26 protein-coding genes and 1 tRNA gene are annotated in these 18,808 nt (G+C 52.1%); 11 read left to right on the top strand and 16 right to left on the bottom strand.

The features are described from left to right. Positions 1 to 46: 46 nt before the first annotated feature. Entirely contained in the window at positions 47 to 373 is a 327-nt protein-coding gene (locus tag AB4P97_RS16190; protein WP_003178899.1) for an Arc family DNA-binding protein, read from the bottom strand. A gap of 388 nt (positions 374 to 761) precedes the next feature. Between AB4P97_RS16190 and phnN the strand changes: the two genes are divergently transcribed. After that, on the top strand, positions 762 to 1,331 hold the full coding sequence (gene phnN, locus AB4P97_RS16185) for a phosphonate metabolism protein/1,5-bisphosphokinase (PRPP-forming) PhnN (RefSeq protein WP_042562179.1): 570 nt from the start codon (positions 762 to 764) through the stop codon (positions 1,329 to 1,331). Here the strand turns inward: phnN and AB4P97_RS16180 are convergent. After that, a complete protein-coding gene (locus AB4P97_RS16180; protein ID WP_042560533.1) occupies positions 1,306 to 1,485 on the bottom strand; it encodes a PA3371 family protein in 180 nt (59 codons plus the stop codon). The two genes, phnN and AB4P97_RS16180, sit on opposite strands and share 26 nt — an antisense overlap. Positions 1,486 to 1,505: 20 nt before the next feature. Beyond that, positions 1,506 to 1,742: a hypothetical protein gene (locus AB4P97_RS16175; RefSeq protein WP_047302687.1), complete on the bottom strand. Its 237-nt coding sequence runs from the start codon at positions 1,740 to 1,742 to the stop codon at positions 1,506 to 1,508. Positions 1,743 to 2,037: 295 nt separating this feature from the next. Here AB4P97_RS16175 and AB4P97_RS16170 point away from each other — a divergent pair. After that, positions 2,038 to 2,114, top strand: a tRNA-Arg gene (locus AB4P97_RS16170). Between the two features lie 111 nt (positions 2,115 to 2,225). After that, on the top strand, positions 2,226 to 3,566 hold the full coding sequence (locus tag AB4P97_RS16165; protein WP_395601342.1) for a hypothetical protein: 1,341 nt from the start codon (positions 2,226 to 2,228) through the stop codon (positions 3,564 to 3,566). Here the strand turns inward: AB4P97_RS16165 and AB4P97_RS16160 are convergent. Beyond that, entirely contained in the window at positions 3,544 to 4,161 is a 618-nt protein-coding gene (locus AB4P97_RS16160; protein ID WP_395601341.1) for a recombinase family protein, read from the bottom strand. The genes AB4P97_RS16165 and AB4P97_RS16160 overlap by 23 nt on opposite strands. Positions 4,162 to 4,358: 197 nt before the next feature. Between AB4P97_RS16160 and AB4P97_RS16155 the strand changes: the two genes are divergently transcribed. Then, positions 4,359 to 5,225, top strand: coding sequence for a TIR domain-containing protein (locus tag AB4P97_RS16155; RefSeq protein WP_395601340.1), 867 nt, complete (start codon positions 4,359 to 4,361; stop codon positions 5,223 to 5,225). An 87-nt stretch (positions 5,226 to 5,312) separates the two neighbouring features. On the opposite strand, the gene AB4P97_RS16150 is transcribed toward AB4P97_RS16155, so the two are convergent. The 9 genes from AB4P97_RS16150 to AB4P97_RS16110 all read right to left on the bottom strand — a co-directional run bounded on the left by AB4P97_RS16150 (position 5,313) and on the right by AB4P97_RS16110 (position 11,111). Next, on the bottom strand, positions 5,313 to 5,747 hold the full coding sequence (locus AB4P97_RS16150) for a hypothetical protein (protein ID WP_395601339.1): 435 nt from the start codon (positions 5,745 to 5,747) through the stop codon (positions 5,313 to 5,315). Between the two features lie 44 nt (positions 5,748 to 5,791). Continuing rightward, positions 5,792 to 6,376 carry a tail assembly protein gene (locus tag AB4P97_RS16145; protein WP_395601338.1) on the bottom strand — a complete coding sequence of 195 codons (585 nt, stop codon included), beginning with the start codon at positions 6,374 to 6,376 and terminating at the stop codon, positions 5,792 to 5,794. 3 nt (positions 6,377 to 6,379) lie between these two features. Continuing rightward, the gene (locus tag AB4P97_RS16140) at positions 6,380 to 6,742 is read right to left on the bottom strand and encodes a hypothetical protein (RefSeq protein WP_395601337.1); all 363 of its coding nucleotides are present in this window, start codon (positions 6,740 to 6,742) and stop codon (positions 6,380 to 6,382) included. Positions 6,743 to 6,794: 52 nt separating this feature from the next. Further along, positions 6,795 to 7,628, bottom strand: a complete 834-nt coding sequence (locus AB4P97_RS16135; RefSeq protein ID WP_395601336.1) for a hypothetical protein — start codon at positions 7,626 to 7,628, stop codon at positions 6,795 to 6,797. After that, a complete protein-coding gene (locus AB4P97_RS16130; protein WP_395601335.1) occupies positions 7,625 to 7,843 on the bottom strand; it encodes a hypothetical protein in 219 nt (72 codons plus the stop codon). Before AB4P97_RS16130 ends, AB4P97_RS16135 begins: the two co-directional genes overlap by 4 nt. Beyond that, on the bottom strand, positions 7,830 to 8,261 hold the full coding sequence (locus AB4P97_RS16125; protein WP_395601334.1) for a hypothetical protein: 432 nt from the start codon (positions 8,259 to 8,261) through the stop codon (positions 7,830 to 7,832). Before AB4P97_RS16125 ends, AB4P97_RS16130 begins: the two co-directional genes overlap by 14 nt. Then, positions 8,258 to 8,674, bottom strand: coding sequence for a DUF5681 domain-containing protein (locus AB4P97_RS16120; RefSeq protein ID WP_150647854.1), 417 nt, complete (start codon positions 8,672 to 8,674; stop codon positions 8,258 to 8,260). The genes AB4P97_RS16125 and AB4P97_RS16120 overlap by 4 nt, the downstream gene beginning before the upstream one ends. Before the next feature lie 734 nt (positions 8,675 to 9,408). Then, complete coding sequence (locus AB4P97_RS16115; protein WP_395601333.1) at positions 9,409 to 10,782, bottom strand: PIN-like domain-containing protein; 1,374 nt, start codon at positions 10,780 to 10,782, stop codon at positions 9,409 to 9,411. Positions 10,783 to 10,904: 122 nt separating this feature from the next. Beyond that, on the bottom strand, positions 10,905 to 11,111 hold the full coding sequence (locus AB4P97_RS16110; RefSeq protein WP_395601332.1) for a hypothetical protein: 207 nt from the start codon (positions 11,109 to 11,111) through the stop codon (positions 10,905 to 10,907). A gap of 621 nt (positions 11,112 to 11,732) precedes the next feature. Between AB4P97_RS16110 and AB4P97_RS16105 the strand changes: the two genes are divergently transcribed. The 5 genes from AB4P97_RS16105 to AB4P97_RS16085 all read left to right on the top strand — a co-directional run bounded on the left by AB4P97_RS16105 (position 11,733) and on the right by AB4P97_RS16085 (position 14,841). Continuing rightward, on the top strand, positions 11,733 to 13,307 hold the full coding sequence (locus tag AB4P97_RS16105) for an ATP-dependent nuclease (RefSeq protein ID WP_395602951.1): 1,575 nt from the start codon (positions 11,733 to 11,735) through the stop codon (positions 13,305 to 13,307). 450 nt (positions 13,308 to 13,757) lie between these two features. Continuing rightward, positions 13,758 to 13,985 carry a hypothetical protein gene (locus AB4P97_RS16100; protein WP_395601331.1) on the top strand — a complete coding sequence of 76 codons (228 nt, stop codon included), beginning with the start codon at positions 13,758 to 13,760 and terminating at the stop codon, positions 13,983 to 13,985. Between the two features lie 105 nt (positions 13,986 to 14,090). Continuing rightward, positions 14,091 to 14,276 (top strand): hypothetical protein, encoded by a 186-nt coding sequence (locus AB4P97_RS16095; protein ID WP_395601330.1) that lies wholly within the window; start codon positions 14,091 to 14,093, stop codon positions 14,274 to 14,276. Then, complete coding sequence (locus AB4P97_RS16090) at positions 14,273 to 14,518, top strand: hypothetical protein (protein ID WP_395601329.1); 246 nt, start codon at positions 14,273 to 14,275, stop codon at positions 14,516 to 14,518. Before AB4P97_RS16095 ends, AB4P97_RS16090 begins: the two co-directional genes overlap by 4 nt. Beyond that, positions 14,515 to 14,841 carry a hypothetical protein gene (locus tag AB4P97_RS16085; protein ID WP_395601328.1) on the top strand — a complete coding sequence of 109 codons (327 nt, stop codon included), beginning with the start codon at positions 14,515 to 14,517 and terminating at the stop codon, positions 14,839 to 14,841. The genes AB4P97_RS16090 and AB4P97_RS16085 overlap by 4 nt, the downstream gene beginning before the upstream one ends. Before the next feature lie 487 nt (positions 14,842 to 15,328). Here AB4P97_RS16085 and AB4P97_RS16080 read toward each other — a convergent pair whose 3' ends face one another. After that, entirely contained in the window at positions 15,329 to 15,730 is a 402-nt protein-coding gene (locus tag AB4P97_RS16080) for a hypothetical protein (RefSeq protein ID WP_098965117.1), read from the bottom strand. A gap of 302 nt (positions 15,731 to 16,032) precedes the next feature. Beyond that, entirely contained in the window at positions 16,033 to 16,233 is a 201-nt protein-coding gene (locus AB4P97_RS16075; RefSeq protein ID WP_098965115.1) for a helix-turn-helix domain-containing protein, read from the bottom strand. A 116-nt stretch (positions 16,234 to 16,349) separates the two neighbouring features. Here AB4P97_RS16075 and AB4P97_RS16070 point away from each other — a divergent pair, with 116 nt between their 5' ends. Next, positions 16,350 to 16,868: a hypothetical protein gene (locus AB4P97_RS16070; protein WP_098965114.1), complete on the top strand. Its 519-nt coding sequence runs from the start codon at positions 16,350 to 16,352 to the stop codon at positions 16,866 to 16,868. Between the two features lie 4 nt (positions 16,869 to 16,872). Here the strand turns inward: AB4P97_RS16070 and AB4P97_RS16065 are convergent, their stop codons facing one another. Next, entirely contained in the window at positions 16,873 to 18,084 is a 1,212-nt protein-coding gene (locus AB4P97_RS16065; protein ID WP_395601327.1) for a tyrosine-type recombinase/integrase, read from the bottom strand. 308 nt (positions 18,085 to 18,392) lie between these two features. Between AB4P97_RS16065 and AB4P97_RS16060 the strand changes: the two genes are divergently transcribed. Then, positions 18,393 to 18,779 (top strand): c-type cytochrome, encoded by a 387-nt coding sequence (locus AB4P97_RS16060; protein ID WP_395601326.1) that lies wholly within the window; start codon positions 18,393 to 18,395, stop codon positions 18,777 to 18,779. Positions 18,780 to 18,808: the final 29 nt, after the last annotated feature.

Here is an 18,808-nt window from a genome sequence, read left to right as displayed (position 1 = left end):
CAAAAAAAAGCCAGCAATAACGCTGGCTTGAGATGTTCGATAGGGCTCAGGACGCGTCTGCGGCCATTTCGGCGTCGTGTGCAATCAAGGACACCAGTGCGTTCTGTTGACGGTGAGACAGCTGGCGGAAGCGTTGCAGCAGTTCGCGTTCGTGCAACGACAGCTCAGGGCTGTCCAGGCGCATGCTCAGTTCTTCGCCCAATGCACCTTCCTGAATAAGACTCTGCTCAAGGCGCGCAATGATTTCAGAGTTCATGCTGCGATGATGATTGCGAGCCACCTCGGCAATGCGTTCACGCATTCCGTCTGGCAGACGTACGACAAACTTGTCAGCCGTACGGCTGGAATAAATTGCCTGTTTCAATGGGCGCATATATTTAACCGGTTAGTTCAGGGGAGCGGTTCTCGGGATTGGCCGCAGGATGTGTGGTAGGACACGCATTTGCGCCAAATGGTTCAACCTGAATTGTTAAGAGGCCCGCATCATGCCTCAAAATTGCCGGATCATTGGCGTCAATTCTGTGACAAATATTGATCCGGATAAAGGCTTAATGCCAGCACCAATTATCAGAAATGCGGACTGGTTTGAAAACTTTGTCCTGAGTCGCATTGCTGCTCGCTTCCTGACGCACACCAGTTGATGTCCAAAGACGTCAGACGGTGCATGCTATGTGGCTTTCGATCCTTGTCCCTTATCTATACAGGATAGTGGCATTTTGCCGATTTACTAGCGCTGAAGCATGCCGGAGGGCGTTTTCGAGATGGATGGCAGGCTTATTTATCTGATGGGACCGTCCGGTTCCGGCAAAGACAGCTTGATTGAGGCTGCACGTGAGCCATTGCGCGCGCTCGGCTGCGAAGTGATACGCCGGGTGATAACGCGATCGGCCGAATCGGTAGGCGAGGATGCGATTGGCGTGACGCCGCAAGAGTTCGAGAGACGTCAGCGCGCAGGAGACTTTTCCCTGGCGTGGCAGGCCAATGGCCTTGCCTATGGCATTCCTGCGCAAATGGATCAATGGCTCAAGGATGGGCGGCACGTGCTGGTAAACGGCTCTCGCGCCAACCTTCGGCAAGCCCTGGAGTGCTATCCGACGCTGTTACCGGTTTTGCTGACAGTCAAGGATGAGGTGTTGCGTGAGCGTCTGCTCAGACGTGGCCGTGAGACGTCTGAGCAAATTGATGCGAGGCTGGCCCGCAACGCTTTGTTCAAGGACAGGCGATCAACTGACGAGGTTGTTTACCTGATAGACAACTCGGGTGACCTGGCTGACGCGGTCAGCCATTTACTGGACTTGGTCCGACTCAGCGCAGAACCGGATCAAACTTGAATTTGCGCCCGGCCACCAGTGCCAATACGAACAACACCGCAAATACGCCACAGCCAACCAGAGGCAGGGTGATTTCGGTTTCCTCGAACAGCGAAAAATGCAAAACGCCACTGACTAAGGCGAGGATCAGAAATCCTGCAGCTGACTTGGACATGCTGTACTCCTGAAGATATTTCAAAAAACCAGACGTTCGGTAGCGTGAGCTGGCAATGCCTGCTCAGGCTCGCTGACCGCCTGTGGGACGAAACTGTGCTGATCGCTCAACACCGCTAGCTGCGGCGCTTTTTGCACCTGCAAGTAATGCGGCATGCGTTGAGCCACCGACTCCGGCGCAGCTCGCTCCGGGATGAAGTGAAAACCCATCAAAACCGCGAATGCAATTGCGTTTGCAAGCAAGAGAGTGCTGTTCATGGGACGGTGCTCCGATTGTTCTTCTATGGAACAGACAAAGCAGCCGTCGTGCCAACAGTCTAACCGCTGTTAAGTCCTTTAAAAACAAGGATTTGAGAGGGCTTATCGGATGTTGTGGGTTGCAATCTGCAATGCTGGCATTTTGCAGTAGTGCAAAATGCACGGTAAAGCTTCCCGCAACATTGCGAGGCGCCTGCCTACACTCAAAAAGCCCTACGGATGACATGACAAATCGGGGCCCGGCCGTTAACATGCACGCCGTCCGTCGCGCAGCGTCTGCTGCCGACAACTCAGTGTCTCAGTAGCTCAATTGGATAGAGCATCCCCCTCCTAAGGGGAAGGTTGGCAGTTCGAACCTGCCCTGGGACACCATATTTTAAAGGCTTTTAGCGTTTACCTACCCTCCAATGCCAAACCCATGGGTGCAGGGCGGGTGCAGTTGTTGATTTCTATCGATGTCCTACTGCTACTAAGGAGGGTAAAATGCACAAGGTTTTTACCGAAATTCTTTCTCAGCTCAATGCGATCGCAGAGTTCATCGAGTCAACGGTTCCAGCAAATGTTCCTTTAGGACAAGCGGTAGGTCATTGGGGTGTGGCGGCCGTTAGTCGATCGAATCTTGTCTCATGGATAAATTCAATTTCCGGAAAGCTGTTATCCGCTGATCCGGACGAGCCAGGCAGCGATTTGCCTGAGTTGACCGAGTTCGTTGCCGCGCTTCAATGGACACGTGCTAACAGCTTGGCGCAGGTTGCTTCGCAAAACGCGACATCGGCTCTTCCTGCGCTTGTTATCACTCTCCAGGCGTTGGAGAGACTGTTACAGCCCTTTATTGAGCCCAATAACAAACAAGCATTAGAAAATAGTAAAGCGCTTCGAAGAGCTGCCGCCCAAATTAGGGGGATGGAAAGCCGCCTAAGAGAAATTTCACCTAAGGCTGCGTCTGTTCAGACAATGGTGGAGGGAATCGAGCGAGCGTACGAAGCAGCAGATCAGCTTCCTACTGATCTTGAGATGTTGAGCGAGGCACGGCACAAGATCGAATCTATTTCTGTGGATGCAGAGAAGGATAGGGCTCAAATCTTGGTGGCCCGTGAAGAAATCATGGCGCTCAAGATCGCTCTTGATGCGGTTAACACTCAAGCTGGCGAAGTGCTGAAAAAATGTGAGTCGGTTTATTCTTCAGCCACAAGCGTTGGGTTGGCGGCCGCTTTTACTGAGCGCTCTGCGTCACTCGATAAATCTATGTGGTGGTGGCTAGGCGGGTTGGTCACTGCTCTCGCCGTCGGAGGCTTTGTTGGAACGGGCCAGCTGAAAGCTCTGACTCTGCTGATCACGCAGCCAGGCGGTGCGCCTGTTTTCTTAATAGTTTTGAACATCACCCTCGCCGTTCTCTCGGTAGGGGCGCCAGTCTGGTTTGCATGGTTAGCAACAAAGCAGGTCGGCCAGCGCTTCCGGCTTTCTGAGGATTATGCGTTCAAGGCCTCAATATCCAGAGCTTATGATGGATATAGTCGAGAGGCTGGGCGAATAGATCCTAAGCTAGAAGCGAAGCTTTTGGAGTCAGCACTTTCACGGCTGGATGAACAACCACTGCGTCTCGTGGAAAGCGCAAGTTACGGCAGTCCTTGGCATGAGCTATTTGCATCGGATGTAGTCAAGGACGCCATGAAATCGATTCCCAATTTCGCGAGTCAGATGAAGGATTTTGCGAGTGCTGCCTTGGACAAGCTAAAAGCTCGGCCAGAAAACGTCGCAGCAAATTCAGCCCAAGTGGTGGTTCCACCCGGCGAAGAAAAAACTAATCCTGCATCGACTGCCTAATACGCAGCACCGTGGTTGTGGAGCAGCTTGCGTGCCTAGCTGTTGCGCGAATCCCCAGCCCCGCAGCGAGTAATTCATTTACTCGCTTGTGCAGATCCTCGTTGACCGGCCGACCCTGGTACTTGCCGGCTGCTTTCGCCTTCTCGATACCCTGAGCCTGCCGTTCGCGCCGCTGCTCGTAATCCTTGCGTGCGATCGCCGCCATCATATCCACCAGCATTGAGTTGATCGCTCCCAACATCCGACCGGTGAATTCGTCGCCTTTGGTGTCCCGCATTCCCTGGTGGCTTGTCGGTAGATCGAGCGCGACGATGCGCAACCCCTTGGAATCGATCGCCGTCTTTAGCTTCTGCCAATCCTCGACAGGAAGGCGCGAGAGGCGGTCTATCGACTCCACCAGCAGTACGTCACCCTTTCGCGCATCTTTGAGCAGGCGCAGCAGCTCAGGCCGATCTGCCGACGCGCCGCTGGCGTTCTCCAGGTACACACTCGCGATCACCTTGTTGTGGTCGGTGGCGAATTGCTCAAGTGATGCTCGAGCGCGGCCGGCGTCCTGCTCTTCGGTCGATGCTCGGAGGTATGCGCGGATGAACATGATGTGCTGTCCGTATCAGTTAAGGTGTTCTACTAATACTGTTGCACTTTGAGTGTTACTTATCAAGCGGGAAGGGTAAATAAACCCGAATTTGTGCGTATCAGCTCAGGCATACGCAAAAACGTTGGAACGCGGTAGCATCGCTTCAAGCGGGTCCGTCGCCATCAAGCCAATATGCGCTCAGTAAGGAAGGTATCGTGGAAGGAAAACCAAGCGTTTTTATCGCTTCATCAGCGGAAGCTCTCACGGTCGCGGAGGCAGTCAATATAAAGCTTTCGTTCGAAACAATTGTCAAACAATGGGATAACGCGTTTGATTTGTCTTCAGTAACTATTACTAGCTTGATACAACGGGCGAAAGAGACTGATTTTGGTGTCTTTGTTTTTCATAAGGATGATGAAACAACTATTCGAGGAGATAAGTACAGCTCTGTTCGCGATAATGTTTTGTTCGAGTTGGGTCTGTTTATCGGTGTGCTAGGTATCGAGAAATGTTTTATTGTGGTACCGGAGTCAAAGAAGGGAGAGTTTAGGCTCCCGACCGATTTGGCGGGCCTCACAATGACTTATTATGACGACCAATTGGATGATATGGTTGATGCAGTTACAACAAGCTGCGCCAGAATCAAAGCATCTATCAGAAAGCAACTTGCAGTTACCTTGCCGCAGGCTCCTGAAGAGTCTGTAGTAGCCTTGCTTCAGCAACAGCTTGGGGCTACCCAGTCGCAGCTCTGGAGCTTAGGGCACGAGACTGACCGAGCTCGCTCTGATGCAGCGAAGCTACTCGAATCCATTAAGAATCACTTCTTCTCCGTTGCTAAACCTGCAACGCCGTCTGAGATTTTGGCTTGGGAGGTCGGCGCCAAAGACGCGTATTTAAAGGAAGTAAAAATCTCCCGAAGAGATACATATTTTGTGGACAAGGATGTAGTTATCCCACCGCTTTACGGTGCTGCGTCGATTTCGGTTTTAGTTGCAAGTGGGGTAAGGGTGTTCGGTCTGGATAAGTGGAGCCATAACACAGTGTATTATATGGATGGATTTAGGTCGGACGGGGCTATATAGTTTCAGTGGGTAGGGGGAAGTGGTAGCCACAACATCTTCGCAATATAGTGAATGCTGCATTCACTATATTGCTTGCACTCAATTAAATTAGATCGAGCTGGGGCGAATATCGGTGCCGTTCTGCGTGCCTGATATCCGGTATTTTTGCAATTCTCCGGCGACGACTTCAGTCGAGGTCTCTCTCACTGGCTGCCCGATCTGCATTGCGCACAGGCCGCTACCGTCTTCATCACCGCTGATGCCGATTATGTGTCGCCCTGGCTTAACGTGGAATTTTGCTACCTCGCCAATATCCACGCGAGCCGCCCTCCTGCCATCAATGAGCAGCGTAGCGAAGCATCCACCCGCCGCCCAAAAACCATTGTCACGGCTGACAATAAGCGTCGCCCCGCCTGGTGTCTCAGTTTGATAGGAGTAGACGCGATCGGCCGGAACTCGCTTGGCGGAGCCAGAATCCACGGGGGTGCTTGAGCACCCAGCAATCAGCGCGATGGCTGCGGTAGCTGGCAAAATCCTGTGCATGATTCGTTCTCAATGTTTAGAGGGCTGACTTTACACCAGGTTAGCTAGGTCTTGTCTTCGGCGTGGATCGACGCCGAAATGATGATTCCGCCCCACCGGCGTTCGCCTATGCAGATCGGCACGGGATTTCCGCTGGCTGTTGTGTTCCTCGCGCTGCCGAAGGCGTAGGACGGAGCGTTTTCAGGGGATGCGCTTTGCTTCAGGCCGGTTGCCTGTGGGCTGAGCATCTGTATAACACCACCCGCTGCGAAGGCGATGCCCGGCGCCAACGTTGTTCCATTCGTGAAGGGACTCATGACGATCAGAGCGACGCCGAGGATTGTTTGCAGCAGGCCAGCCCGTTTGCTGCCGGCGATAACCGGAACAATGCGGATCTCCTTCGCACCGCCCATCTTCAATTCGCTCTCGCCAATGTTCTTCCGATTCCGGAACACCGCGAACTCGAGACCCATCCGTTTTGCATCAGCAAGGTATTTCGCGAAACCTGGGTGATTGACGTCGATAGCCTTCACAGCCTCTCGTGTGTCGCCGGTGGATAGCTCGTAGATGTGCTCGCGCCCGAACAGCTTTGCGGCTGAACCGCCTAACAGGATTCGGGTTTTGGTGCTGTAGTTGGTGGCCATAGCCATCGTTTACTCCTTGGCGCCCTGGACGCTGTTGTTGGGTACTTCAACACCCAGTCGTATGGCGAGCAGCGAGCGCGACATATTCGCCTGGTCGATCGTCACCTGTTCGCGCCTTGGGTCGTAGTTCCAGATCCGGTCATAGATTCCTTGGTAGGCCCTGGCACCGCGGAAGGTGCCGCGCAGAAGATCGGCCGACACCCTGGCTTCGTCCTCGGTAAAGAAAGGCCCGTCAATCGTCACCTTCTGGCCGTCGCGGACGTGCTGGACATCCCACACCACGTAACCGGAGTTGGGGCCTTGCTTAAGTGGGTACGACGCAAAGCAATGTGTCTTGCACGCCTCGGCGAAGCGCTCTTGGTAAGTGTTCACGGTATTTGCTCTCAGTTGGCGGCCGCACTTTGACGGCCGCACGCCGAACTGCTTACGCGGCTTCGGATTCTTCTGCTTCTGTTTTTGGTTTTCCTCGGGCCGGGATCTTGTCCAGCCAGGCGCGCAGAGCTTCCGAGCCTTCACAGCCGGATCGCCACTTTTCGAATCGACCGGCATAACCCGTGGAGTTGGCAATCATGCTGCTAAGCGATACGCCGACCTGCGAAGTGGTAGCAAGTACATCGTCGTAGACGGCCAGCATTTGACGAAGAGCTTCAATGTCTTCTGCGCGGGAGGCGGCAATGCCAGCTCGGGAAAGGCTCGCTGCTGCTTCAGAGTTGAGGCCAGAGAGCATTGGATTTGCTCTTAGCACTGCTTCGACGATATCGGGGTGACCACCTTGGCGCGATTCGGACATGAGGGTGCGGCGTTCATCCGGACTGAGACCTCGCACAAGGGCTCTCAGTTCTTGGTCTGCCAGAAAGCCTGCGATATCGCTACTCGCGCGCGGAGTGACAGGAGAGAAACCTTGGGTGACGGTTTCGGCCAGGGTGAGCATATCCTTCGCGACCGACTGCATTGCGGGAAGGAGGGTGTCTGTCACACCTGCGATTTTTTCTTTGCTCAAGCGCTCGATCGCGGACGAGTTGAAATCTTTGTTTTCCCGGATCGAGACGATCTCTTCGCCGAAGTCTTTGAAGGTCTCCAGCGCCAGTGTTTGAAGCTGGCGAGCGGACTTCATCAAACCGCCGGCTTGCCATACACCTTTGGTCCCGTCCGGACGCTGGATAGAGAAGGTGTGAGACTCAATGCGGGAGTGCTCGTATTCGGAGTAGTGGAGGTTGGCCAAGCCGACCTTGAGAACTGAGCGTTTGCCGATTTTCATTGCGTTACCTTTGGATTGTTTGGGATTGGAGTCGGGCGGTCGGAGCACGTAGTGGCGTTGAGAATTTCGAGGAGAGACGTTTCCCCAACAGCGGCGCCGCCGACGGCTTCGGCGCTCAACTCGTCCATAAGCCGACTGATCTGCCGAACGTCGCTGCTAAACTGGGAGTCGCCGGCGGTCTGCTTCAGGCGGGCGATTTGGTTACGGATGTTCATTACGCGCCTCCACGATCCGTTGGTATTGCTCTGCAGCGTGCTGCTCAAGCGAGACACCTTCAGGAGGCCAGGTAACGATCCAAGCCCCTTCCTCGGGCGCGGCGCGCATATCGAGAATGCCGACTTGAGCTGTCCGGCCGGCGCGCTCAATTTGTCGGGTGTGAAGAATGATGGCTTTCGCCATTTGCTCACCCTGGTCGCTATCCATCTCTGCGAAGGGGAAGAAGAGCGATACGTTCCGCCCCTGAATTCGATAGTCGACTTGGTGCCCAGCGGTTTTCGGGAAGTCTTCTTCCGCTTGGATCTCTCTGGAATTTGCTCGGATCACCGCGAGCACAATCAGCAGCACTGTTTCATCTGCGGCGCCGATCTTTTGGGCGATCCTTTGCAGTTCTGCTTTCAATGACTTGATGCTCATTGCTGCATTCCCTCCATTTGCGTGCGGAGTTCTTCGACGGCCTTTTGAAGCTCAGCGACCTCTATCACCCGGGCTACGGCGCTCAAGCCTTCGATGAGCGACTTACCCTGGTCGGGCGCGAGTTGTCCGCCGGCAACTGCACGCATGATTGACTTGGCTGCGCTCGGTAGGTCCGTATCGTCGAGTTCGAATTGCACCGGCTCGGAGGTCGGTTTGATTGGCGGGACAAGGCGCTCAAGAATCAGTCGGCAAGCCTGCATATCGCCCTTCTTGGCAGCCGTGAGCACCTTCTTCGTAACTGCGTCCGCACCCTCGGCAAGTCGAGCGCGAAGCTCCTGTGTTTGCCCGGAGCGTCCACCTGGGTTGCCTGACTGCCCGGGCTTCCATTTCCCGCTCTTGTCGCGCTCAGTCATGCGGTGGGAGATTCCATGGCAATGACCGGTTTGTTTTCCGCAAGCGCGATGAGGAGGGCGGATGCCTGGATACTTCCTTCGCTGGCAGCGTCGCGCAGGCGACCCCACGCCGCGGCTACCTCTGAGCGAGTCGGTTTGTGTTGTCGACCTCGAGCGGTCTTGGCTGTGTTCATGGGATGGCCTCGAGTGGATTTGAATTGGCTTCAAACCCACATTAGGCATGATCTGATCTTATATCCAGTGTTTTTTGGGTGCACATTAAGTGCTACACGCAACCGGATTAAACAGGACTGAAATAGTTGGTTTGCAGCGGATCGAGGAGGGTGTTTTCGTTGCAGTAAATCAGCGATAGGCAAAGTGATACAGGGCCGGGTTTTCGGCTCAGTCCTCAACCTGAGGAAGTTGGTCGGATTTCAAATCCATCCCACCCCCAGGGGGCTGAACCTGGCCTCCCATTTCGGTATGGCAGGTGTCGCGACACGTTTTGCGGGATCTGAAAACGTGTCGCGTACTTGATGATCCAGATTTGGATGAGTCTTCCCCCAGCGGGGTAATACCTCGGATATGAGGGGTTTCGAACTACCGAGAAATCCTCGGCAGTTCGCAGCTCAGGCAGATTGAGAGAACCCCACATCGGTCAGGATGGTTTAAGGTGAACAAGGATCACAGTTGAACGAAGGTGTTGCTGTCATCGCAACACCTGCTCCAGCCTGCTGTCAGGTTATGTTGTCTTATTAAAATTGATAACTTACGAGGTCTTTCAGTCGAGATAAAGTTGATAGCTTTAACTTTGGGTTGGCGCTCTCATCAAAATATCCTATAGCTAGATAGACACTCTCCGGCACTCTTGATATTTCAAATTTTTGAAAGGAATTTATTATATCGCTAGTTGTTATGTCTAGGCTCGGAATTAGGAATATTGTGGTTGTTGTGAAATTTGAAAATTCACTGATGTTAATTGCATGTTGGCAGATTTTTGATATGACAGTTGAGGGTAGTTTTTCAAGGAATCTTATATCGTATGCATGGTTTTCGCTGCCGTTATTAGCTATGAAATCGGTATAGCCTTGGAACGATTCCTCCAGCATCGGGTGAGTATCAAGAATCCATTTTGCGATTTCGTTATAGAGGCTGGATCTTGGGTTCGCCGGATTAAGAAGGCTGAACGTATTTTTGTTGGCAGATGATATCTCCCTAACTTCGTTTAGTGTTTGTTCAGATATGTTGGTTTTTAGATAAACCTGCGATTGTTTTAAGAAGCCTTCAGGTTTGTACATTAGAAAAGTATTTAACTTGCCTACTCTGAATGCTTCGTCAACCAATTCTACTCTAGGGCCAATTGTCTTAGGGCCTTCCATGTCGATCTGCAGCCACCAATCCTCTTTACTGTCGTCGGTAATAAAGATTATGTTTTTTAGTTCGCTGTTTGCAGTGTGGGTTAATAGTTGACTCCATACAAAATAGTCACCGAATTTCTTCTTGTATGTAACTCCGTTGTAAATAAATTCGTCAATTTCTTCTTTTTCTTTTGCTTCGTCCTTATACCCCGGAGGTGTTTTGTTTTTGTACCTTTCCTCCGCTATCTTACTGGCGCTATTTACCTCTTCTTGATCAGAAAAGGCGGGGCCAACCTTTCCCTCAAAAAGATCTTCAATGCGCTCTTTTAAAGGGTCTGGTGCTGTAAGGGTTTGCTGGGCCTCTTGCAATGTTTCAAGTTCGCGAAGGAAATCATCTGCGAGCTTTTCGAAACCGCTCACCAACGGCTCAGGGTTTATAAGGGCATGCCTTTTCTTTAGTCTGAGCTTTTCAATGTCTCTTGAAAGATTTAGTTTTGATGTTTCTATTACTCTTCGTATTTCGGAAAAGCGCTTACCTTGTCCTGCAATTACGGATAGTCGGTTTCTTTGGAATTCGAGTGCGACGTGGTGAGGGATCCAAATTCGATTTTCTAATTTTGATATTACATTTAATAACTCTTCCCTAGTACTTTCTTGGTAGCGATAAAGATTAAGTAGAACGTTCGTATCGAAAACGAAGGTCGCGGTTTTCCATGCCTCCGCATGGTCGACTTTGCTCGAGTGATCGTATTGAGGAAAGAGTCCCTTCATGTGCCCTCCAGGCGCTTGACACCCAGGCAAGTGGGTGGCCATTGAAATGGCATCATCTTGCAGGCTTTTCGTTCGATTGTCGAAAGACCCCTACAGTAAAGATTCCATCACCATCCGCGGAATCAGCCCGAAACGGTCAGCTCTGCAATTCCCTGCCTGATGAAGTTTAGGTTCTCGTCCAGTGTGGAGAGCGCGCCGCGCACGTTCTCTGCTACGTCCGCAGAGCCGCGCTGTTCCACCCAATTGGAAAGCTCCTCTACGGCAGCGCCCAAGGCGATCTGGTTTTGATTCAGTGCATTGAGCAGGCCAGCGATCAGTGTGTTGTTCATTTCATCCCTCCGTGTGAGCTGGAAGGGTAGCAGGCAGGAGGCAAGTGATGGCTTGCGGGTGACGCCCCAATTAGCGTTGACAGGTTGGCCGTTGGTGCTCAATCAGTGAGACCAGACCGTCTCACTGAGACCAAAACGACACACCTCGCGATATTTCACTGTGGGAGCGAGGTATCACCGGATGTTTACCTGCAGGACGCAAAACTGAGGGTATCGGTGAGGTAAACGCGGTGCTCGTCATTACACCTATGGTATCCATTCGTGAGCCTGATGTTCGTTCAATTTGAGCATTGTCTACAAGACGTAGCGGATACCTATCCTGTCCGAATATACGGTGGATGAGGTGTGCTGGACAGGATGATGGCGAATCGGTAGCGTCGAGCAACCCGTACGGCAGCACCGCCAAAATTGGGTTAATGGGAGAAGAACTTGTCGGACGTAAGGATTAGCTCCGTTAAATTCACAAACTTTAAAGCTCTGAGTAATTACTCCGTGAGCCTTACGGAAACCAATATTTTAGTGGGGCCTAATAATGCTGGAAAGTCCACTATCATCAGTGCCTTTAGAATATTGGACGTCGCCCTCAGGCGAGCTAGGCGCCTTAAGGCTGAGCGTGTCCCATTGCCTGATGGTGGTTTTGGTCTCGGTCACCGCATACCCGAGCAGCAGATAAGTGTGTCATTAGAGAATGTGGCAACAAATTACAATGGGGAAGATAGTAGGATTGAATTTAAACTAACTAATAAGAATAAGCTCTGTCTTTTTTTTCCTAGTGATGGTGGCTGTATATTGCACTGGGAGAGCGAAGGTCCTTTAATTAGTACGACGTTAAAGTTTAAAAGTGCTTTCCCTATAATTATCCAAGTAGTCCCAGTGCTAGGCCCGCTTGAGCACGAGGAGGCTTACGTATCAGAGGATACTGTAAAAAATGCGTTGAATACCCATAGGGCTTGTAGGCATTTCCGTAATTACTGGTACTATTTTCGGGAGGACTGGGAAAGATTCTCCCAAATGGTGACAGCAACCTGGCCAACTATGTCCATGAGTAAGCCTGAGTTGGATGTCGGCAGCAAGAAACTGCGAATGTTTGTGGCAGAGGAGAGGATTGATCGCGAGGTTTACTGGGCCGGTTTTGGTTTTCAAATCTGGTGTCAACTTCTGACGCACCTGTCTAGGGCTGACGAAGCTAGTATCGTCGTGATAGATGAACCTGAAATATACCTTCATCCAGATATTCAACGTCAATTGCTTAGTATTCTAAGAGCTCTGGATTCTGATGTTTTATTAGCAACACACTCAGTCGAAATTATGGGTGAGGCAGATCCGTCAGAGATTTTGCTTGTAAGCAAAGGGGCTAGGCAGGCACGTCGCCTTAGAGATATTGAAGGGGTTCAGTTTGCTGTTGAGGAACTAGGTTCGGCGCAGAATATAACTTTAAGTCATCTCGCTAGAACAAAGAAGATACTCTTTGTCGAGGGCATGAGCGATTATAAAACAATTCGTCGTTTTGCAAAAAATCTTGGGTTTCCCGATCTTGCGTCTGGTAATGATTTGACTGCTTTCGAGTCTGGTGGGTTTTCTTCTTGGGAAAAAATTAAAGCATTTGCATGGGGTATAAAGAATACTATTGACGCTACTATGAAGCTTTTCGCGGTTTATGATAGGGATTATTATTGTCAGGAAGAGATCGAGTCTATTCTGTGTGGTTTGAGATCGGAGTTGACTGCTGCGCATATTCACAGCCGCAAAGAGATGGAAAATTATCTTCTTGTAATACCGGTACTCCAGCGAGTTCTGGAAAAGCGTGTAGAGGCGAGAGGTAGAAGAGCTGGAGAAAAAGTAGCCTTGACTAAAGGCGTGGTTGATTATCTTGAGGAAATCACCGCTGGCCTGAAAATTGATGCGCAATCGCAGTACATAGGTAGGCGGCTTGGCTATCATCAAGGTAGGAGGGAGGATACGAGTACTATCAGTAGGGCAGCAATCGAAACGTTTGAGAAAATGTGGGCTGATATAAACTCTCGGATGCTTGTAGTGCCTGGAAAAACCACCTTGAGATTACTAAGGGAAGCGATACAAACTGACTACAGTGCCAATCTCACAGATGTTCAAGTAATAGATGAGTTTAACGTTGAAGAGGTTCCGGAGGACTTACGAGATTTGATTGCAAGTTTAGACGTTTTTCGCAAAAGCTGAATGCTTCCAGCGACGAGTCGCAAAAATACGAAAATAATGACCAGTGGACCAGAGGTCGCTGAGTCATTTGTGACAATTAGCAACCATCTGCAGGTCGATCCCTTCTAGAGCTTCAGGGGCTCTACCTCGATGGGGGGGCTACTCCTCCACGATCGTCTCGCTTTACCCATGAGCCTAGCGATATTCCCGACCTCGAAATCGGAAAAGCGGGAATTCCCACTTTCAGATCTGTAACGCAGATGTGAGCAGCTTTGCGCGCATCTGCCTGACAAACTGTCGCGATGATGGTGATGGGAGATAGCGGAAATTCTCCCGGCATCTGTGATGTGCTCAGTTTTGAGCACACCTCTCTCAAGTGTTAGGGGGTGAAATTATTTTGCACCCTCCCCCTTGCGTGACTGCTAACGATGATCCATTATTGGCTTGTCGTGACTGCTAACGGAGGTTGTTGTGAAGAGAGAGGAACCGAAAGGCCCGCTATCTGCGGCCGATCGCCAGAGGATCTACAAAGAGCGTCAGCGCGAAGCTGGTTTTAGGCAAACAACCGTATGGATTCACGGTGAAACCGAGGAGGAGGGCAGGCAAGCGGCGCGGGATGGCAAGCCACTCAAGCCGATGGGCACGAAAGACCCCTTGAGCTGGGCAGCGGGCTGGATAAGCGAAAAGAGCAAGCAGTAACGAGTCAAGCGGTGGCTCAGACTTGCGCCATCTAGAGAAGAGGTGCCAACCCGGTGCGCTAACACCGGGTTGGCGATCACACGACGAAACTTGAAGGTACACGTCATGCAATTTAAACAGAATACCATCCAAATTTTGGACGCGCACGGCCAGATCATCACCACCATGGTGTTGCCGGCCAACATCAAGCTGGCCCAGTTGGCGCCACTGAAGATCCTCGGCGACATCAGCGTGAAGGTTTTGCCAAGCGCGGCGCCATTCCGCGGAATCTGCGTAGGGGGTGTGCAATGAGCCAGCCCGCCGCCCGCATCGCCGACGAAGCCCTTGAGCTTCTGCGCGCCACGCACGAACGCATCAGCAATATGCGGGTGCTGTTCAACGCGATCACCAAGGATTTTAAGCACGGAAAGTCGCATGACATCGAAGAGCTGGCCAGCCTCGGCAGCTTCCTTGGCTACGACTGGGCGAACTACGTCGATAGCGAAGTTGAGCAGATGCAGAAGGCGCTCGACGCGGCAGAGGTGATCCAATGAGCGCCGCTATTCGATCACGGGATGATCTGAGCTTCACCAAACGCGATGATGCCGGCCGGCTCATCAATTGGCCTCGGTACAACTACGGCGTGCCTGGAGACTGGGAAAAGGGCAACGCCTGTTTCGATGTCGAGATTTCCGAACTGGCTGCTCACGACGAAACTGAGGCGTTCCATGCGATCCAATTTGCGATCGTGGGAATGGGAGGGCGATGTACAAGTCTGGAAACGGGATTCATCGATCGCGTAGCTCGGGCGGCGGTGATTGGTCTCCGTTCGCTGCGGTCTGGTGCTGAGCAGTTCGCTCCTACAGACATCGACTGACAAACTACGGAAGCTTCGTGGCATCCAAGGCACTACCCCGTTACAGGGTGGTGCCTTTTTTTCGTTTGATGGCAGGCGACGACTATCGGCCTTTGCCCTTTTCAACTTGGTAGATCAGATCCTTCCTCACTTCTTCCGCACACGGCCGACACATATCGATCAGTGTCCAAGGGAGGAAGTCGAGAACAAGAAAGGTGAAGCCTCCAGCACGTTTACATTTGACCGTGTGACCATGCGTGCAGCGAGACTGTTTGTAGGTCTTGGTGCCCATATAAATAAACCCGGTGGTGGTAATTTAATAAGACTGGGATTTTTTCCGTTTACTGCTATGCCCTGAAAGCCCCGGTTTACGGGAAAACCACTGGGAAAAAATCCCAGTAGATGCTCGGTACGCCTGAACGACCGGACGCAACCAGACATTTCGCCAATGCTGAGTGGGAAAAAATCCCAGTAGCAGGCGGAAAAAATCCCACCGAAAAATTCGAAATCAGATGAACTTGAATGTAGGGGGACCTGGTCTCACTTCCAGGTCTTTCCCTGGGCACTCGTCTATTGCCGCCCAAGTGATCGCGTACAGCGCACAACGTGCCATTCCTTTTTCACGACCCTTCCTATACGCCCGAGTGCGAACGATAAGTCCAACATCCAGAAGCTCCTGTAGAGCGGAGGCGAGTGTCTTTGCATCCATAGGCCTTCCTTTGGCCAGCATTTCGACGGTGCACGCGAGATCGCCGTTATTCCGACCGTTGTAATTTCTGGCCAGCTTTATGAGTACGGCAATTGCTTTAGGCGTTAGATTGTCGAATGCAGGATGAGCCAGTAGCCGATATGGAAGCGCCAGTACACGACCGCCACCGAAATCGACCTTGTAGCCTTTCTTTCTGGCCATTAGAAGCTCACAGGCAGGCGCGGACGCTCACCCCAAGGCTGAGGAGAGCGCCGCAAGTCTGAATTAGGAAACTTTACGCATAGCGCCGGAAGTACGGGACGAGAACTCCCGCCTCAGCTCTTCATATGCCTGCAGTTTTTTTCCAGCAGCGCTCTCCCTAATGAGTCGCTGGCAATTTGGTGCACTGGCGTTCATCCAAGCGCGGGCAGTAGAATCTGTTTGTCTCATCTGTGGCTTCCCAAAGCATTCCGATGCGATACGTCGAGTCAGTGGTGCAAACACTGGCTCGACACTTTTTCCTCTCATCGTGCACCTTCTTTGGCTGCGCGTTCGACCCACGCCTTAAGCTCAGTCATCAAAATCAACCGTCGCCGGCCTAGTTTGAAGGCCTTCAGATCTCCGCTAGCTATAAGTTCGTAGATCCCGGAGCGCGAGTGGCCGACGATCCTCGCGGCATCCTCGACGCTTACCGAAAGCGGTGCGAACTGTTCTGCCTGGCTCATGTGTTTATCCTTGATCGATGGGGCGGACTGTACGATACTCGTCCGGACGTAAACATCGTATTTGTAAGTAACACGATCTGCAAGCACGAATTTTGTAAACTCTTTGGAGTCGCCCAATGGCAAACCGCTCAAAAAAGGTAGTTCTGTCGACCAGGATTGCCCCCTACCTAAAGAGTGGGCTTGAGCTATGCGCCCGCGCTCGAAACATGAAAATTGTCGAGACGATAGAGGAACTCATTGAGCACGCGCTTATGACGAACAGCATTGACTCTCCCTTTCCAGATAAAAATGGGGTCAGAGGCAAGGCGTCGGTCTTGAGTGTTGTGGAATGGTTGTGGAACGATGATCCGATTATCTACACGCTTCGCCTAGGGTTCATCAGCGACCAGTTGGTCGATCGAGAAACCTATGTGGTATGCGCTGAGACCACGACCGCTAGGTTCAAGGGAGATTTTGACCTGTTTGAGGAGCCACGAAAACGGGCTACTTACCAAGACGTGTACAAAACTACCGCTTTGAATATAGAAAAAATCCGGGAGGAGTGGGAGGACCTTTGCGCTTACGCTAAGTTTGTTGAGGCGAATAAGCCTATGAAGATTGATTACGAGGATTTTCTGAGAATGGCCAAAGGTTAGGGGGCTATATCAACTCGACTGCTGCGGCCTTTGTTCCAGGTGCCAAGTGTGCATACCTAAGTGTCATCTTGATATCGGCGTGCCCCAGCAGATCCCGTACTGTGTTGAGCGGTACGCCGGCCATCACTAGACGTGACGCGAAATCGTGACGCATATCGTGCCAGCGGAACCCTTCGATATTGGCTCGCTCTAGCAGCTTAAGCCAGGCGCTTTTAACGTCCTCCAGACGACCGCCTTCCTGACTCGGGAACACATATCGAGATTTGCCGGCCAGCTTCTTCCAGTCTTCCAGCACGCGCACCGTTTCCTTGTTCATCGGGATGTGTCGTGTGTCGCTTGTTTTGGTGGTAGCGCCGGCGGCGGTGATCGTCTTCGTTTGGAAGTTCACCGCGGACCATTTCAGGTCGAAAAGCTCTCCGCGTCTCATGCCTGTATTCAGCGATACCAGGACCATAGGCTTTAGGTGGTCAGTGAATGGGACCTGCAGCAAGCTCGGCATTAGCTCCTTACCGCGATCTGCTCTCCACTTGTTCGCACTCCCACGCTCCACCCGCGCTTCGTCTTGGCGGGCGTCCAGCGCTTCCCGGAGCCGTTTTGTCTCTTCAGCATTCAAGTAGCGGACCAGTCCCATCGAGTCGACTTTTAAGGCTTTGAGCCTATCCATCGGGTGGGCATCGATGTACTCCCACTCAACGGCTCTACTGAATACACCGCTGATAGAGCCCATCTTCCGGTTGACCGTCGACGGCTTGTTGCCCGACTGCATCCATCCGGTGCGGATTTGGTCCAGGTCGCGGCCGGTGATCGCGTCGAGCCGCTGAGGCATGATCGCCTCGAAGTTGCTGTCGAGCGTGTGCAGAGTTTTCTCATGCCCCTTATGGTGCGTCTTGAACCAGGGCATATACGTGTCGTCGATAAACTCCCGCAAGGAGGGCAGGGTGGCTCCTCTTCGTCCTTGAGTAACGGCTAGCGGTTCCCCTAGAGTTCTTGCCTCTGCAAGATATTGAGTAGCCTCCGCTCGCGCTTGCTCCAACGTCAGTATGCCAATGCGACCCAATGTTTTCTTGCGGCCCCTGGCCCAGGTCACTACATAGGACTTGGCGCCGGCGGCAGTGACGCGCACGAATAGACCGCCAACGGTGGTATCATGGACCTCATATTCGTGGCCGGTTATCTGCAGGGACGCCAGCAGCTTGGCGGTTAGCTTCTCTTTCAATTTGTTCCCATGGGTGCATGGTGGGTGCAAAAAGAACTATACGGCGTCGTTTTTACGGATACAACCGGACGTTGAGCCCAATGAATACTGGGTTTGGTTCGTGTTTGTTGGAGGTTGGATAGCCCTCCTAAGGGGAAGGTTGGCAGTTCGAACCTGCCCTGGGACACCATATATTCAGGCCTTCTGGCCACTCCTCTGCCAGCCGCGTTCACTGCGATAGCAGCGCGGTAGCAGCAGGACAAAATAAAGCCCCTTTCAGAATGATCTGGAAGGGGCTTTTTCGTATTCACAGTTTAAGGATGTTGCCAATGGATGGCGTGCAAATACTCTTCATCGTTTCGATTGGATGTTTATCGTTGATGCAAGCGTCGCGGTCCTCTGCAGATGATGTCAGCGGGAAGAACCTCTATTCACAGCGTTGCGTCATGTGCCACGGGACAGATCTCAAAGCAACAGGGCCATTGGCTGATAGAAGCAACCCACCCACGCCTGATCTGACAACATCCGCTTTCAAACAACGACTGAAGGCTTATCCGGGCGTTATCGTGTCATCAATAATTCTTCGCCCAAACGGGGATTTGATCCCCCGGACCTTGCAAGAGAATGGTGTAAAACTGGCGCCGCACGTTTGGACGGTTAAGGATTTTCGCGATTTGAATCAGTACATGAGTGGTGTTATTTCGAAGAGCCGATGATTTCAGATCAAGCAAAGCCCCGCGTAGCG

This window comes from Pseudomonas sp. A1230 (assembly GCF_044218825.1).
Lineage (GTDB): Bacteria > Pseudomonadota > Gammaproteobacteria > Pseudomonadales > Pseudomonadaceae > Aquipseudomonas > Aquipseudomonas iridis.
Note: the sequence above shows the minus strand (reverse complement) of the source record. Positions and strands in the feature narration are given on the sequence as shown.

What these genes read in the sequence shown, in the direction of transcription:
- AB4P97_RS16190 (WP_003178899.1), bottom strand. Translation starts at nt 373, where the DNA reads ATGCGCCCATTGAAACAGGCAATTTATTCCAGCCGTACGGCTGACAAG.
- phnN (WP_042562179.1), top strand. Translation starts at nt 762, where the DNA reads ATGGATGGCAGGCTTATTTATCTGATGGGACCGTCCGGTTCCGGCAAA.
- AB4P97_RS16180 (WP_042560533.1), bottom strand. Translation starts at nt 1,485, where the DNA reads ATGTCCAAGTCAGCTGCAGGATTTCTGATCCTCGCCTTAGTCAGTGGC.
- AB4P97_RS16175 (WP_047302687.1), bottom strand. Translation starts at nt 1,742, where the DNA reads ATGAACAGCACTCTCTTGCTTGCAAACGCAATTGCATTCGCGGTTTTG.
- AB4P97_RS16165 (WP_395601342.1), top strand. Translation starts at nt 2,226, where the DNA reads ATGCACAAGGTTTTTACCGAAATTCTTTCTCAGCTCAATGCGATCGCA.
- AB4P97_RS16160 (WP_395601341.1), bottom strand. Translation starts at nt 4,161, where the DNA reads ATGTTCATCCGCGCATACCTCCGAGCATCGACCGAAGAGCAGGACGCC.
- AB4P97_RS16150 (WP_395601339.1), bottom strand. Translation starts at nt 5,747, where the DNA reads ATGCACAGGATTTTGCCAGCTACCGCAGCCATCGCGCTGATTGCTGGG.
- AB4P97_RS16145 (WP_395601338.1), bottom strand. Translation starts at nt 6,376, where the DNA reads ATGGCTATGGCCACCAACTACAGCACCAAAACCCGAATCCTGTTAGGC.
- AB4P97_RS16135 (WP_395601336.1), bottom strand. Translation starts at nt 7,628, where the DNA reads ATGAAAATCGGCAAACGCTCAGTTCTCAAGGTCGGCTTGGCCAACCTC.
- AB4P97_RS16130 (WP_395601335.1), bottom strand. Translation starts at nt 7,843, where the DNA reads ATGAACATCCGTAACCAAATCGCCCGCCTGAAGCAGACCGCCGGCGAC.
- AB4P97_RS16125 (WP_395601334.1), bottom strand. Translation starts at nt 8,261, where the DNA reads ATGAGCATCAAGTCATTGAAAGCAGAACTGCAAAGGATCGCCCAAAAG.
- AB4P97_RS16120 (WP_150647854.1), bottom strand. Translation starts at nt 8,674, where the DNA reads ATGACTGAGCGCGACAAGAGCGGGAAATGGAAGCCCGGGCAGTCAGGC.
- AB4P97_RS16115 (WP_395601333.1), bottom strand. Translation starts at nt 10,782, where the DNA reads ATGAAGGGACTCTTTCCTCAATACGATCACTCGAGCAAAGTCGACCAT.
- AB4P97_RS16110 (WP_395601332.1), bottom strand. Translation starts at nt 11,111, where the DNA reads ATGAACAACACACTGATCGCTGGCCTGCTCAATGCACTGAATCAAAAC.
- AB4P97_RS16095 (WP_395601330.1), top strand. Translation starts at nt 14,091, where the DNA reads ATGCAATTTAAACAGAATACCATCCAAATTTTGGACGCGCACGGCCAG.
- AB4P97_RS16090 (WP_395601329.1), top strand. Translation starts at nt 14,273, where the DNA reads ATGAGCCAGCCCGCCGCCCGCATCGCCGACGAAGCCCTTGAGCTTCTG.
- AB4P97_RS16085 (WP_395601328.1), top strand. Translation starts at nt 14,515, where the DNA reads ATGAGCGCCGCTATTCGATCACGGGATGATCTGAGCTTCACCAAACGC.
- AB4P97_RS16080 (WP_098965117.1), bottom strand. Translation starts at nt 15,730, where the DNA reads ATGGCCAGAAAGAAAGGCTACAAGGTCGATTTCGGTGGCGGTCGTGTA.
- AB4P97_RS16075 (WP_098965115.1), bottom strand. Translation starts at nt 16,233, where the DNA reads ATGAGCCAGGCAGAACAGTTCGCACCGCTTTCGGTAAGCGTCGAGGAT.
- AB4P97_RS16070 (WP_098965114.1), top strand. Translation starts at nt 16,350, where the DNA reads ATGGCAAACCGCTCAAAAAAGGTAGTTCTGTCGACCAGGATTGCCCCC.
- AB4P97_RS16060 (WP_395601326.1), top strand. Translation starts at nt 18,393, where the DNA reads ATGGATGGCGTGCAAATACTCTTCATCGTTTCGATTGGATGTTTATCG.